A 13,751-nucleotide genomic window follows, 5' to 3' on the forward strand; every position below is an offset into this window, starting at 1 on the left:
GGGCCAAGTAAAGGGATCAGTTATGCGTCACAACGATTAAACGCAACGAATCCAGTTGGAATTGCGCTTTACCGATGTAACCGCTTAACTCGTTAATCTGCTCTTCAATCGCGCTGATCTCTTCATCACGAATGTTCGGGTTGACTGCTTTAAGCGCCAATAAGCGCTCCAGTTCACCGTTTAAGCTCGACTGCATCTCTTTCTGCGCTTGTTCACGAATCACTTCAACACGGCTCACAACTTGGCTTTCACTGGCAGCAATTAAGCTATGCACATCATTTTGTACCGACGTAACGAGCTTGCTGGCCAAATGACGATTCACTGGGCTTAATTGGCGATTGAAGCTTTCAAACTCAACTTGAGCGGAGAGATCATTACCACGCGCATCCATCATCAAACGGATTGGCGTTTGAGGAAGGAAGCGGCTGATACCACTGCGTTTTGGCGCTTGTGCATCCACCACATAGATCAACTCAAGCAGCAAAGTCCCAACAGGCAGAGCTTTATTTTTCAGCAGAGAAACCGCCGATGTTCCCACGCCTTCGCTCATCAGTAGGTCGATCCCGCCTTGAATCATCGGGTGTTCCCAACTGATGAAATTCATATCTTCACGCGATAATGCCGTATCACGATCAAAAGTGATGGTCGCTCCTTCATAGGGCAAACCGGGGTAGCTTGGCACCATCATGTGCTCTGATGGTGTGACCACCAGCGCGTTTTCACCCCGATCATCTTGGTTTAAACCGATCGCATCAAATAAGCTCAAAGCGAAAGTAACCAAGTTAGTATCGCCATCCGTTGATGCTATACTTTCGACGATTTTCAATGCTTTTTCGCCACCGTTTGAATGCATTTCAAGCAGTCGGTCACGCCCTTGTTCAAGCTGAGCCTTCAACGTTTTGTTGAGCGTTGCTGACTGTTCAATGATCTCATCCAACGTATCGATATTTCCCGAAGCCAGCATGTCAATCAGATCATCGGCATATTTATCATACACAGCGCGGCCTGTTGGGCAGGTTTCAGCAAATGCATTCAAGCCTTCATCAAACCAACGCGCCAAAATCGCTTGCGATGTGCCTTTAAGGTACGGCACATGGATATCGATATCACGGTGTTGACCAATACGATCCAAACGGCCAATGCGTTGCTCTAAAAGATCTGGGTTAAACGGCAGATCAAACATCACCAACTGGTTAGCAAATTGGAAGTTACGCCCTTCAGAGCCGATTTCACTACAGATAAGCACTTGCGCGCCACCCTCTTCTTGTGCGAAATAAGCGGCGGCTTTATCACGTTCTAAAATCGACATACCTTCATGAAAAACGGTGGCGCGAATGCCTTCACGCTCACGCAGTGCTTGCTCCAGTTGTAACGCGGTGCTAGCGCGAGAAGCGATCACTAAAATCTTTTCGCTGCGTTTCTCTTTCACTTTTTCAAGCAACCAATTCACGCGAGAATCAAACTGCCACCAGCTTGCATCATCGCCTTCAAACTCTTGGAAAATCTCTTCGGGGTAGAGCATTTTCATCGCGCGAGCCTGAGCACTGAGCTTACCGCCGATCATGCCAGCCACTCGCATCGAGGTGGTATATTGCGCGGGGATTTCCATCGGCATCAAGTGCACATTACGCACAGGGAATCCTTTAATCGCAGCGCGGGTGTTTCTAAACAGCACGCGGCCTGTGCCATGGCGATCCATCAGATTATCAATCAGCTCTTGGCGAGCAGAGGCTTTGCTCTCTTCATCGGCATCGCTTTCTATAATGCGAAACAGCGGCTCAACATCTTGTTCTGAAAGTAGCTCAGTTATTTGGTTTTTGGCTTCGTTTTGCAACTTCTCACCCGAAAACAGGGCACTGACGGAATCGGCTACGGGCGCATATTGCTCTTCTTCTTCAACGAACGCCTCGTAATCGTAAAAACGATCGGGATCGAGCAAACGCAAACGCGCAAAGTGGCTTTCACGGCCCAATTGCTCCGGCGTTGCCGTTAGCAGCAATACCGCTGGGGTGTTTTGCGCTAGCCCTTCGACCACTTGGTATTCGCGGCTTGGTTTATCTTGGCTCCATTCTAGATGGTGCGCTTCATCCACCACCAATAGATCCCACTCCGCCTCAAGTGCTTGTTCAAAACGTTGACGACTTTTACGCAGAAAATCGAGCGAACAAAGCACATATTGCTGAGTATCAAAAGGGTTGTGTGCTTCAGCGAACGCTTCAACACAGCGCTCCTCATCAAAAATGGAGAAATGAAGATTAAAGCGACGCATCATCTCCACCAACCATTGGTGCTGCAAGGTTTCCGGCACCACAATCAAAATACGTTCCGCACGGCCAGAAAGCACTTGTTGATGAATGATCATCCCCGCTTCAATGGTTTTACCTAACCCCACTTCATCAGCTAATAACACGCGGGGCGCATGGCGACGGCCAACCTCATGTGCGATATAAAGCTGATGAGGAATCAGGCCCGCGCGCATGCCACATAAACCACGCATTGGGCTTTTGTGTTGTTGATATTGGTTAGTCAGGGCGCGATAACGCAACACAAAGTTATCCATGCGATCAATTTGACCTGCGAACAATTTATCTTGCGGTTTGTTGAAACGGATTTGGTGGCTTAAGAAAATTTCACGTAGCGCCACGCCGCTTTCATCGTTGTCTTCGCGCGTGCCGAGATAAGTGAGTAGTCCTTGTTCTTCAACAACTTGCTCAACGCGTAGCGACCAGCCTTCTTGGCTTTCAACCACATCGCCGCTATTGAACGTCACTCGTGTTACCGGGGCGTCACTGCGTGCATAAACGCGGTTTTCTTCTGATGCAGCAAACATCAAGGTCACAGTACGCGCATCAAGCGCTACCACAGTACCTAAACCAAGATCACTTTCTGTATCGCTTATCCAGCGTTGCCCCAAAGCAAAACTCATGAATCGACTACCTTATTTATTTGGAATGGATTGTATCGATCTGCTACCACGTGAAGGCAACTCCTAATTATGATTGTTGTTGGAGTGTGGTGCAGAAAAAGGTCGCTAATCTTACTTGATGGCGTGATACAGGTCACGTGTAAAGCGAAGGATAACCAAGATTTTTTTCTTCAACTTTTGGTTGACATCAAACTGTAAGAAATCGGTGGCATTTGTAGTAAACAAGGTTGCTATACTTGTTGTAACGATGCTTGCTTTGCCAGTCAAAAGGATGACTCTGGCACGAAGCATGCAGACCAAACAGACAATGAGTATCAACACAGGCTTGCAGTAAGTCATCGAGCAATCGAGTCACTACCGGCATCCATTGATCGATAACCTCTACTTGCTGGCATCTTTTGTTAAGCACGCTGCACAGCAGCAAGGAGACGCTTATGGGCGATACCGATCGGAAACTGTTTGTACTTGATACCAACATCCTGCTTCATGAACCTTTAGCCATATACTCCTTCCAAGAGCATGATGTGGTCATTCCGATGACCGTTCTTGAAGAACTTGACCGGATCAAAGACAGTAAACGCGATGTTGCACGAGATGCGCGGGTCGCAATTCGTGCTTTAGAGCACTTATTCCACGATGCCACCCCAGACGAAATTACCGAAGGTATTCCATTTTCTAAAGAGGCCAGCAAGACGGGAACTATCTCGATCCTTGCCGACTTTGAGTTGCAAGAAACCGTCAAAGCCTTTGCTGACAAAGCTGGCGACAACCGTATCCTCAATGCTGTTCTTTACCTGCAAGCGAAACGAGCGCCACGCGCTGTGGTTCTCATCACCAAAGACATCAACATGCGATTGCGCGCTAAAGGTGCAGGCGTGCGCTATGTTGAGGATTACCGCACAGACCAACTGATTGATGATGTGCAGTACCTGACCAAAGGCTTCCAAGTTCGTGAAGGAAACTTTTGGAACAACGTCAATGAAGTTGAGAGTAGAACCGTCGGCGGAAAAGCCTTCCATACGCTAGATAAGGCGCCGTTTGACCCGACCTTTATTAATCAATATGTCATTGATGAAGAAAGCGATTTTTCGGCGCGCGTGCATGAAATCAACACAGACAGAATTACGCTGCTTGATATTGGCCGCGAGAGAATGATGCACCGCAAAGCGTGGGACATCACCCCGAAAAATATCTACCAAGCGATGGCTCTTGATGCCTTGCTTGATCCAAGCATTGATTTGGTGATTTTAACCGGAGCCGCTGGTAGCGGGAAAACGCTGCTCGCGATGGCCGCCGCTCTTGAACAAACCATTGAGAAGAAGATGTTCGATAAGATTATCGTCACCCGTAACACGCCAGATATCGGAGAATCGATCGGCTTCTTACCCGGAACAGAGGAAGAGAAAATGATGCCGTGGCTGGCGGCGGTTACGGATACATTAGAAGCCTTGCACAAAAACGATCACTGCACCGAAGGTTCACTCAAATACATCTGCGATAAAGCCAATATCCAGTTTAAATCGATCAACTTTATGCGTGGGCGCTCAATCCAAAATGCCTTTGTGCTACTCGATGAGTGTCAAAATTTAACCGCTTCTCAAATCAAAACTATCATCACGCGCTGTGGTGAGGGCACTAAAATTGTCTGTTCTGGTAACTTAGCGCAGATTGACTCCCATTACTTAACCCCTGTGACCTCAGGTTTGACCTATATGGTTGAGCGCTTTAAAAACTTTGAAGGCAGCGCCAACATTCACTTAAACGGCGTCGTTCGCAGCCGCTTGGCCGAATTCGCTGAAGAGAATTTATAGTCAAATTAGGTGAGATATTATTAATATCTCACCTTTGTTTTAAAATAATTATTCACAAATTTAGCATTTATATGTTTTACTAAGGCCATTCATCATTCACCGTTTAGGACTGGGATATGGCTTTAAATTTACGCAACCGCAACTTTCTCAAACTGCTCGATTTTACGCCGAAAGAGATCCAATTTCTGCTCGATCTCTCTGCTGATCTCAAAAAAGCGAAATACGCCGGATCAGAACAGAAAAGATTAGCGGGTAAAAATATTGCGCTGATTTTTGAGAAAGCCTCAACACGGACGCGATGTGCATTTGAAGTGGCCGCGTTTGATCAAGGCGCTCAAGTCTCTTACATCGGGCCATCAGGGTCGCAAATTGGTCATAAAGAGTCGATGAAAGACACCGCGCGCGTACTCGGAAGAATGTACGATGGCATCCAATATCGCGGTTTTGGACAAGACATTGTCGAAGAGCTTGGCGCACATGCTGGCGTTCCTGTATGGAACGGGCTCACCAACGAGTTCCACCCAACACAGATTTTAGCTGACTTTTTAACCATGATTGAGCATGGCCGTGGTAAACAGTTGCACCAAGTGTCACTAGCTTATCTAGGCGATGCACGCAATAACATGGGCAATTCACTGATGGTGGGCGCAGCAAAAATGGGCATGGATATTCGCCTCGTCGCACCCAAACAGTTTTGGCCAGAAGCGTCACTTGTCACCACTTGCCAAGAAATTGCCAAGCAGACGGGAGCCAAAATCACGCTCACTGAAAATGTACAAGAAGGCGTGCAAGGATGCGATTTTCTCTATACCGACGTTTGGGTTTCTATGGGCGAATCAGCCGATGCATGGGATGAACGCGTGGCCTTAATGACGCCTTACCAAATCAATATGAATGTGATTAAGCAAACTGGTAATCCACAGGTAAAATTTATGCACTGCTTGCCTGCGTTTCATAACGACGAAACCACCGTAGGCAAAGAGGTGGCGGAAAAATATGGCATGAAAGGTTTGGAAGTCACCGAAGAGGTGTTTGAGTCTGAATATTCGATTGTGTTTGATGAAGCTGAAAACCGCATGCACACCATCAAAGCTGTGATGGTCGCGACTCTCGGCGCTTAAAAAACAAGGCAACAATGGATCGAAGCCCGATGAACTTACATGAGTAAGTGATTCGGGTGAGTGAAAGCAGCTAACGCCGCGACAGTGCCAAAGCGACTTTTAATCCTCAAAATCATTAGTGCTGTCGCAAGGCAGCAAGAGAACGAAGCCCGATGAGCTTACATGAGTAAGTGATTTGGGTGAGTGAAAGCAGCTAACGCAGCGACAGTGCCAATGATGAAGAGGATTGCGAGGTAATCGCTTGCGCTCACACAACGAAAGCGTATAATTCCCAGCAATTTGTCTGAGGGGTAGCCATGAAAACGGACGTTGTTATTCACATCTACAACGCAATTCGATTCAATGTAGGTCAGCGTGCTGACTTACTGGGCGCGTTATTTTTCCCCTCTCTTGATTTTTAAAGCCTCCCTATTGGGGGGCTTTTTTATGACTACTAGAAAATTATAGGGAAGACGACCATGGTGAATTCGCTTTATCAAAAGCACATTATTTCGATTCCGGAGCTCTCTCGTGACGAGCTGGAATTGATTGTGAAAACCGCAGGCCAACTCAAAGCGGAACCAAAACCAGAGCTGATTAAGCACAAAGTGGTGGCAAGCTGCTTTTTTGAGCCGTCGACTCGTACTCGTTTGTCTTTTGAAACCGCTATTCAACGCATCGGCGGCAGCGTGATTGGCTTTGATAATGGTGGCAACACGTCACTGGCGAAAAAAGGCGAAACATTGGCCGATTCAGTACAAGTGATCTCCTCTTATGTGGATGCGTTTGTGATGCGCCATCCCCAAGAAGGCGCAGCACGTTTAGCCTCTGAATTTTCAAACGGCGTTCCTGTGATTAACGCTGGCGACGGCGCTAACCAGCACCCAACCCAAACACTGCTTGATTTGTTCACCATTGCCGAAACACAAGGCCGTTTAGATAACATTAATATCGCCTTTGTTGGCGACTTGAAATATGGCCGAACCGTCCATTCTTTAACCCAAGCTTTGGCTAAATTTAACCACATTCGCTTTTTCTTTGTTGCGCCGGATGCGCTGGCTATGCCTGACTATATTTGCGAAGAGTTAGATGATGCAGGCATTGAGTACAGCCTGCACACCGATATGGAAAGCGTTATTCCACAGTTAGATATTCTGTATATGACGCGCGTCCAAAAAGAGCGCTTTGATGAATCAGAGTACGCGCACATTAAATCGGCGTATATTTTAACAGCCGCCATGCTTGAAGGTGCGCGCGATAACTTAAAAGTGCTACATCCGCTTCCGCGCGTGGATGAAATCACCGTTGATGTGGACAAAACGAAGCACGCTTACTTCTTCCAACAAGCAGAAAACGGGGTCTACGCCCGTGAAGCTTTGTTGGCGCTAGTGTTAAACGAAACCCTGTAATAAAGGAGCCCCAACCATGACTAAAGAGACTCAATTGCAGGTTGAAGCAATTAAAAACGGCACGGTTATCGACCACATTCCTGCGCAAATCGGTATTAAAGTATTAAAGTTATTCGATATGCACAATTCTCATCAACGTGTCACGATTGGCTTAAATTTACCCTCTTCCGCGCTGGGCGCAAAAGATCTGCTGAAGATTGAAAATGTGTTCATTAATGAAGCCCAAGCCAATAAATTAGCACTTTATGCACCGCATGCGACTGTCAACCAAATCGAAAACTACCAAGTGGTGAAAAAGCTAGCGTTGACACTGCCTGAGCAGATCAATGATGTTTTTGCCTGCCCAAACAGCAACTGTATTTCCCACAATGAACCGGTCGAAAGCAGCTTTAAGGTTTTCGAAAAGAAAAACGATATTCGTTTGAAATGTAAGTATTGTGAGAAAGTTTACTCACGTGAGATTGTGACCGAACGCGAGTCATAATATAACCCCATTTAAGTCTATCGATGCCTCACTTTAGTGGGGCATTTTGCACTTTACCTGCCGTTTCTTTAAAGGCAAACTGACGCCTACCCTTCCCATAAAAACAGATGGAACACAATCATGACTAAAGTACTTCATACCGAATCCGCTCCTGCCGCAATTGGCCCTTATGTACAAGGTGTCGATCTTGGCAATATGGTGCTAACTTCAGGGCAAATTCCAGTCAACCCACTCACCGGCGAAGTGTCAGCAGATATCGCAGTGCAGGCTCGTCAATCTCTCGACAACGTAAAAGCCGTGGTGGAATCTTCTGGCTTAACAGTTTCTGACATCGTAAAAATGACTGTATTTGTTAAAGATCTGAATGATTTTGGCACGGTGAATGAAGTCTACGGTAAGTTTTTTGATGAACATAACGTGTCAAACTACCCAGCGCGTTCATGCGTAGAAGTCGCTCGCTTACCCAAAGATGTGGGTATTGAAATTGAAGCGATTGCGGTACGTAAGTAAGCATTGCTCATAATCAGCACAGTTTAAGCACCACCAGCATGCCACTCTGACGTGAATGTGCTTTTTCAAACCTCGAACCCCGTTCGAGGTTTTTGTTTAATCCAAAAAATCAATTTTTACACCTCATACTTGCTACTTTAGGGTTAGTCACCAACACTTATCGTACTTTTGAACCGTTCGAGGTCGTGAGATGCAAGGGATTATCTATACCGTTCTTTCTGATTTAGTCATCGAAAAATTTGGCGCACTGTTTTGGGATCAAATGCTCGAGGATTTAAAACCTAGCTCTCAAGGCATCTACACCGCTGGAGAGCAATACTCCGATGACGAACTGCTTGCAATGGTGGCTTATTTGAGCGAGCAGAAAAACATCCCCACCGATGATTTAGTCCGGCTTTATGGGCAATACCTATTTTCTCGCCTGTACAACAGCCTTCCTGAAAATTACCCAAATAAAAACAACTTATTAGAGTTTTTGATTTCGGTCGATCAAGTGATCCATAAAGAAGTGAAGCGGCTCTACCCCGATGCCTATTTGCCGCAATTTCAATGTAAAAGCGAGGGCGATCGATTAACCATGTATTACACCTCGAAAAGAAAATTGTGCGCTGCGGCAGAAGGACTCATCATCGGCGCTTCAGAACAATTTGGTGAAGAAGTCGAAATCGAGCAGCCCCAATGCATGCATCATGGTGCTTCATTTTGTGAAATTGTTGTCACCTTTAAGGGTAAACATGAGTGAAATAGAGCAATACCAACGCATTTATGAGCGTGAGCGTCAGGCTCGTTTGCTGGCAGAGCGGTTACTGCAAGAAAAAAGCCGCGAGCTCTACGATAAAATTTTAGAGCTGCAAGAGACTCTGGATCAACTTCATAGCGCGCAAGCACAGCTTGTACAATCAGAAAAAATGGCCTCCGTCGGTCTGCTGGCGGCTGGCGTTGCTCACGAGATCAATAACCCAATCGGTTTTTGTCTGAGTAATTTAAATACGCTGCGTGATTACTCTCACGCCTATATAGGAATTGTCGCTTTGGTAGCACAGCACAAAGCCGAAATTGCTAACACGGATTTCTACCGCAATTATCAAGATTATTATCAACGCCATGATATTGGTTTTGTCGAAAGTGATTTAACTGACATGCTTCAAGAGACTTCGGGTGGATTGCTCCGCGTAAAAGATATTGTCACTAGCCTACAAAGCGTTTCTCACTCCAGTGATGGCCGATTTGTCGAGTGTGAGTTAAATTCGTGTATTGAATCAACACTACACATGGTCTGGAACCAATTTAAATATACGATGGAGGTCGAGCAGCGGTTGGATGAGGCTTTGCCGAAAATCAATGGGATATCAGCAGAGCTACAACAAGTGTTTATGAACCTATTTATTAACGCCTCTCACGCTTGCGAAGCACAAGGAAAGTTAACGATTAGCACAGATTCTGTGGTCGAAAAAGGGAAACGCTGGGTGAGGGTGACAGTGGCAGATAATGGGCATGGCATGAATCAAGACATCATCAACAAGGTGTTTGATCCTTTCTTCACCACCAAACCTGTCGGCGTAGGGACGGGTTTGGGTTTATCGATTTCATACAGTATTGTTGAAAAGCATGGTGGGAAAATGCAGGTCGAATCTGAAGTGGGACAAGGCACCACCTTCATACTTCTTTTTCCCACCATTTAGTAAAGCGGTTACTGACTGCGTGATGTGACTTTCTTACCATCAAGCATCGCGACCTCTTCATCCAGCTGCGCTAATTTGGCCATCATCTGCTCACGGCATAATGTCGCTAATTCCCGTAAATTTTCTTTTCCATATCCTTCAATACTGATCGGTGGCAGCATCTCAACAATCACATGACCATTGTCCCAACGGTTAAGCTTAATATCATTAGTTGAGCTGCAAACGATGGGGATAATCGGTACACCTGCGCCAATTGCCGCATGAAATGCACCCATTTTAAAGGGCAGCATGCCACGGCCACGCGAGCGAGTACCTTCTGGAAACATCCACACAGACACATCACTGGTTTTTATGCTATCGACAACTTGATCAATGGTGCCTTTGGCTTTGTTGCGATTGGATCTATCAATTAAAATATTCCCTGCTAACCAATACAACTGACCAAACACAGGTGTCCAAACTAAACTTTTTTTCCCTACTGTCACGACTTTCGGCGTTACCGCCGCAGCAACAGTACACAGATCCCAGTTATTTTGATGATTCGCAATGTAGATGTGCTGGCCGCGTTGATAAGCATCTTCTGGGATACGCAGTTCTAATTTAATACCCATCAATTTTGACATGCGGGCGAATAAACGCCCAAACGTAAATACATGTTTGGGATTACGTGGGCTAAGTAAACAGTAGCCACATCCAAAAACAAACATCACAATGGCAAACAGTGCGACTGCCAATAGACGCAAAAGAGCAATCATTTCAGTTCTCCATGGAACAAAGATAAAAAATGAGCAAGGATAAAAAAGCCGAAACCCAGAGATTTCGGCTCCATTGCATGAGCGAGAGTTTAACTGCTGACTTGAATGCGCTCAATATTAGCGCCAAGAGCCGACAGTTTATCTTCAATTCTTTCGTAACCGCGATCGATATGGTAGATGCGATCAACGATGGTTTCACCTTTTGCGATACAACCGGCAATCACTAGGCTGGCTGAGGCACGTAGATCGGTCGCCATCACCTGCGCGCCACTCAACGATTCCACATCACCACAAATCACGGTATTCCCTTCAATCTCCGCTTTTGCTCCCATACGCATCAGTTCAGGAACGTGCATAAAACGGTTTTCAAAGATGGTTTCAGTGATCTTGCCACCACCTTTTGCCATCATATTGAGTAGGGTAAATTGTGCTTGCATATCGGTTGGAAAGCCAGGATGAGGCGCAGTGCGAATCGAAACCGCCTTAAGCTCTTTTCCGGTCATATCAAGGCTTATCCAGCCCTCACCCGTTTCAATCTCAGCGCCCGCTTCTTCCAGTTTTGCTAACACGGCCTCTAACAAATGCGAGTGAGTGTTGTGGCAAACAATTTTTCCACGAGAAACAGCCGCCGCGACTAAAAACGTGCCCGTTTCAATGCGATCAGCCACAACAGCGTGTTTACCACCCCCCAAACGTTCAACACCTTCAATGGTAATGGTATCGGTGCCTGCACCGGACACTTTTGCACCCAGCTTATTCAAAAACAGTGCGGTATCGACAATTTCAGGCTCACGCGCAGCGTTGTCGAGCACAGTTGTGCCTTCGGCAAGGGTTGCGGCGCACATAATGGTAATGGTGGCACCCACGCTCACTTTATCCATGACGATGTGTGCACCTTGTAGACGACCTTCGACACTGGCTTTCACGTAGCCATCTTCTAAGGTGATGGTGGCACCAAGCTGTTCTAAGCCGTGGATATGCAGATCGACAGGACGAGCGCCAATGGCACAGCCTCCAGGTAGCGAAACTTGGCCATAACCAAAACGAGCCACTAATGGACCGAGAGCCCAAATAGAAGCACGCATGGTTTTGACTAAATCATACGGCGCGCAATATTCATCAATTTGACTAGGATCGACATGAACTGAGCCATTACGTTCGACTTTAGCGCCTAAACGTTTGAGCAGTTCCATTGTGGTATCAATATCGCGAAGGTGTGGCACATTGGCCACTTCTACTGGCTCAGAGGCCAAAATAGACGCAAATAAAATAGGCAGTGCAGCGTTTTTGGCACCTGAAATGGTCACTTCACCTTGAAGAGGTTGTGTTGACCCAATAACTCGAAACTTTTCCATCAATAAACCTTACAGCGACATCAACTTTTTATCACGAGCCCACTCTGTTGGTGTGAACGCTTTAATAGAAAGGGCATGAATGTCGTTTCTTTGAATGTACTCCATCAGTGGAGCATAAATAAGTTGTTGTTTTTTAACGCGACTCATCCCTGCAAAACAAGCATCAACAGCGATAACTTCATAGTGGCTACCTTCACCTTTGACGTGGATCTCTTCAAGGTTTAGTGCTTGTTCTAATAACTGTTGTACTTTTGCGCTATCCACAATGTTCCCCTGCTTAATTCTTTATATGTTGAGCCATTAAACGATCAATGTTGCTCAATTGGAATAGTGTGCGCAGTTGCTCTGGCACGAAACTGAGCATTATATGACAGTTTCGTTTTTTTGCATGCTCTATTAGGTGGATTAACATCACCATTCCGGCAGAGTCTATGCGTTCAACGTTTTTCAGTTCAATCTCAAACTGTGTACTCACCGGGTTCCATTTTTGGATAAACGCCCATAAATCAGGCACATGCTCTCTGTCTAATGCGCCCGACAAAGCCGCAATCGGCATATCAGTTTGATGCCACTGCGGATGAATCATTGCGCTTTACCTTCAAAACGGATCGGCTGATCCGCCAATTGTTGCAGTTCATTGGCAACCGCTAAGATGCCATCTTGGCGAATTTTACCGCTCCATTCAGATTGCTTACTGGAGAGCAAACTCACTCCTTCTGCAATCATATCAAAGACTTGCCATTCGCCATTCTTCTCTTTGCGCAATTTAAACTCAAGCTTGATGTTCGGTCGTGGCGTATCAATAATATCCACCTTCACGCTGGTAATGCGTTTATCATCCGACACCGCCTGTTCAGGCTCGAACTCAATAATTTGGTTACTGTATTGAGTCAATACTTGCGCGTATGCACTGACAAGATAGGCACGAAATGCGGTGATGAAAGTGGCGACATCTTCACGCTTGGCCCCTTTTAAGTTTGGGCCCAATAACTTCAGTGCCGCATACTGCTCATTGACGTAAGGCATCAGTTCCTGTTCCACAATTTCTTTCAAATATTCAGGATGGTGGTGAATCGCTTCTTGTTCGGCTTTCAAACGAGTAAATGCCGTTTCAGACACCTGCTTCATCATGGTATAGGGCTGGGTTTTATCCACATTGGCCGCTTGCACAAACATAGCGGCAACAAGGGTAAATACAAAAATCAACGTCCGTTTAAACACTGTTGTTACTCCTTACCTTTTTCTTGTGAGCCACCACCGACGCTATACAGCACTTGACCAATCAAATCTTCTAATACGAGGGCGGATTTTGTGTCTTCAATTAAGTCGCCCTCTTTTAACATCTGTTCATCTTCAAAGACAAAACCGGGCACAAGCCCAATGTACTGCTCGCCAATCAATCCAGAAGTTAGAATTTGCACACTCGACGTTTCTGGAAATTGATCATATTGACTGTTAATAGCCATAGTAACCACAGGCAGCAAGCTCTCTCTATCGAGTTTAATCTCGGCCACTCGCCCAACGACTACACCACCAACTTTGACTGGCGAGCGCACTTTTAAACTACCGATATTGTCAAATTCAGCTTTCAATTGGTAAGTATGGTTGGAACCCAACCCTTTTACGTCAGCGACCTGAAAAATCATCACCAGAATTGCGCAAATTCCAGCAAGGACAAAGCTACCGACCCAAAGTTCTATTTTTCGTGTTTGCTGCATG

At 46.0% G+C, this 13,751-nt stretch carries 14 protein-coding genes; 7 read left to right on the plus strand and 7 right to left on the minus strand.

Annotated elements, in window-relative coordinates; genetic code table 11:
- Positions 1-16 precede the first annotated feature (16 nt).
- Positions 17-2,926: an RNA polymerase-associated protein RapA gene (rapA, locus tag AACQ75_RS13245; protein WP_170888811.1), complete on the minus strand. Its 2,910-nt coding sequence runs from the start codon at positions 2,924-2,926 to the stop codon at positions 17-19.
- Positions 2,927-3,360: 434 nt separating this feature from the next.
- Between rapA and AACQ75_RS13250 the strand changes: the two genes are divergently transcribed.
- The 7 genes from AACQ75_RS13250 (at position 3,361) to AACQ75_RS13280 (ending at position 9,922) form a co-directional block, all read left to right on the plus strand.
- The gene (locus tag AACQ75_RS13250) at positions 3,361-4,737 is read left to right on the plus strand and encodes a PhoH family protein (protein ID WP_170888812.1); all 1,377 of its coding nucleotides are present in this window, start codon (positions 3,361-3,363) and stop codon (positions 4,735-4,737) included.
- 116 nt (positions 4,738-4,853) lie between these two features.
- Complete coding sequence (gene argF / locus AACQ75_RS13255) at positions 4,854-5,858, plus strand: ornithine carbamoyltransferase (protein WP_170888813.1); 1,005 nt, start codon at positions 4,854-4,856, stop codon at positions 5,856-5,858.
- Positions 5,859-6,316: 458 nt separating this feature from the next.
- Entirely contained in the window at positions 6,317-7,246 is a 930-nt protein-coding gene (gene pyrB / locus AACQ75_RS13260; RefSeq protein ID WP_013855987.1) for an aspartate carbamoyltransferase, read from the plus strand.
- A gap of 16 nt (positions 7,247-7,262) precedes the next feature.
- Complete coding sequence (gene pyrI, locus AACQ75_RS13265; RefSeq protein ID WP_010318833.1) at positions 7,263-7,730, plus strand: aspartate carbamoyltransferase regulatory subunit; 468 nt, start codon at positions 7,263-7,265, stop codon at positions 7,728-7,730.
- A 120-nt stretch (positions 7,731-7,850) separates the two neighbouring features.
- Positions 7,851-8,240, plus strand: coding sequence for a RidA family protein (locus tag AACQ75_RS13270; RefSeq protein WP_170888814.1), 390 nt, complete (start codon positions 7,851-7,853; stop codon positions 8,238-8,240).
- A gap of 190 nt (positions 8,241-8,430) precedes the next feature.
- Positions 8,431-8,982 (plus strand): heme NO-binding domain-containing protein, encoded by a 552-nt coding sequence (locus AACQ75_RS13275; protein WP_013855985.1) that lies wholly within the window; start codon positions 8,431-8,433, stop codon positions 8,980-8,982.
- Complete coding sequence (locus tag AACQ75_RS13280) at positions 8,975-9,922, plus strand: sensor histidine kinase (protein WP_017047037.1); 948 nt, start codon at positions 8,975-8,977, stop codon at positions 9,920-9,922. The genes AACQ75_RS13275 and AACQ75_RS13280 overlap by 8 nt, the downstream gene beginning before the upstream one ends.
- An 8-nt stretch (positions 9,923-9,930) precedes the next feature.
- On the opposite strand, the gene AACQ75_RS13285 is transcribed toward AACQ75_RS13280, so the two are convergent.
- The 6 genes from AACQ75_RS13285 to mlaD all read right to left on the minus strand — a co-directional run bounded on the left by AACQ75_RS13285 (position 9,931) and on the right by mlaD (position 13,750).
- Positions 9,931-10,677: a 1-acylglycerol-3-phosphate O-acyltransferase gene (locus AACQ75_RS13285; RefSeq protein WP_013855983.1), complete on the minus strand. Its 747-nt coding sequence runs from the start codon at positions 10,675-10,677 to the stop codon at positions 9,931-9,933.
- 89 nt (positions 10,678-10,766) lie between these two features.
- A complete protein-coding gene (gene murA / locus AACQ75_RS13290) occupies positions 10,767-12,032 on the minus strand; it encodes a UDP-N-acetylglucosamine 1-carboxyvinyltransferase (protein ID WP_026029130.1) in 1,266 nt (421 codons plus the stop codon).
- A gap of 9 nt (positions 12,033-12,041) precedes the next feature.
- Positions 12,042-12,296 (minus strand): BolA family iron metabolism protein IbaG, encoded by a 255-nt coding sequence (gene ibaG, locus AACQ75_RS13295; RefSeq protein ID WP_013855981.1) that lies wholly within the window; start codon positions 12,294-12,296, stop codon positions 12,042-12,044.
- A gap of 13 nt (positions 12,297-12,309) precedes the next feature.
- Entirely contained in the window at positions 12,310-12,618 is a 309-nt protein-coding gene (locus tag AACQ75_RS13300) for an STAS domain-containing protein (protein WP_010318828.1), read from the minus strand.
- Entirely contained in the window at positions 12,615-13,253 is a 639-nt protein-coding gene (gene mlaC, locus AACQ75_RS13305; protein ID WP_029190030.1) for a phospholipid-binding protein MlaC, read from the minus strand. The genes AACQ75_RS13300 and mlaC overlap by 4 nt, the downstream gene beginning before the upstream one ends.
- Before the next feature lie 5 nt (positions 13,254-13,258).
- The gene (gene mlaD / locus AACQ75_RS13310; protein WP_010318826.1) at positions 13,259-13,750 is read right to left on the minus strand and encodes an outer membrane lipid asymmetry maintenance protein MlaD; all 492 of its coding nucleotides are present in this window, start codon (positions 13,748-13,750) and stop codon (positions 13,259-13,261) included.
- Position 13,751: the final 1 nt, after the last annotated feature.

Origin of the sequence: Vibrio sp. B1-2 (assembly GCF_963888445.1) — a bacterium.
GTDB classification, from domain to species: domain Bacteria; phylum Pseudomonadota; class Gammaproteobacteria; order Enterobacterales; family Vibrionaceae; genus Vibrio; species Vibrio anguillarum.

Bases quoted from the DNA above. Each gene is read 5' to 3' on its own strand.
- rapA (WP_170888811.1), bottom strand. From the start codon at position 2,926: ATGAGTTTTGCTTTGGGGCAACGCTGGATAAGCGATACAGAAAGTGAT.
- AACQ75_RS13250 (WP_170888812.1), top strand. From the start codon at position 3,361: ATGGGCGATACCGATCGGAAACTGTTTGTACTTGATACCAACATCCTG.
- argF (WP_170888813.1), top strand. From the start codon at position 4,854: ATGGCTTTAAATTTACGCAACCGCAACTTTCTCAAACTGCTCGATTTT.
- pyrB (WP_013855987.1), top strand. From the start codon at position 6,317: ATGGTGAATTCGCTTTATCAAAAGCACATTATTTCGATTCCGGAGCTC.
- pyrI (WP_010318833.1), top strand. From the start codon at position 7,263: ATGACTAAAGAGACTCAATTGCAGGTTGAAGCAATTAAAAACGGCACG.
- AACQ75_RS13270 (WP_170888814.1), top strand. From the start codon at position 7,851: ATGACTAAAGTACTTCATACCGAATCCGCTCCTGCCGCAATTGGCCCT.
- AACQ75_RS13275 (WP_013855985.1), top strand. From the start codon at position 8,431: ATGCAAGGGATTATCTATACCGTTCTTTCTGATTTAGTCATCGAAAAA.
- AACQ75_RS13280 (WP_017047037.1), top strand. From the start codon at position 8,975: ATGAGTGAAATAGAGCAATACCAACGCATTTATGAGCGTGAGCGTCAG.
- AACQ75_RS13285 (WP_013855983.1), bottom strand. From the start codon at position 10,677: ATGATTGCTCTTTTGCGTCTATTGGCAGTCGCACTGTTTGCCATTGTG.
- murA (WP_026029130.1), bottom strand. From the start codon at position 12,032: ATGGAAAAGTTTCGAGTTATTGGGTCAACACAACCTCTTCAAGGTGAA.
- AACQ75_RS13300 (WP_010318828.1), bottom strand. From the start codon at position 12,618: ATGATTCATCCGCAGTGGCATCAAACTGATATGCCGATTGCGGCTTTG.
- mlaD (WP_010318826.1), bottom strand. From the start codon at position 13,750: ATGCAGCAAACACGAAAAATAGAACTTTGGGTCGGTAGCTTTGTCCTT.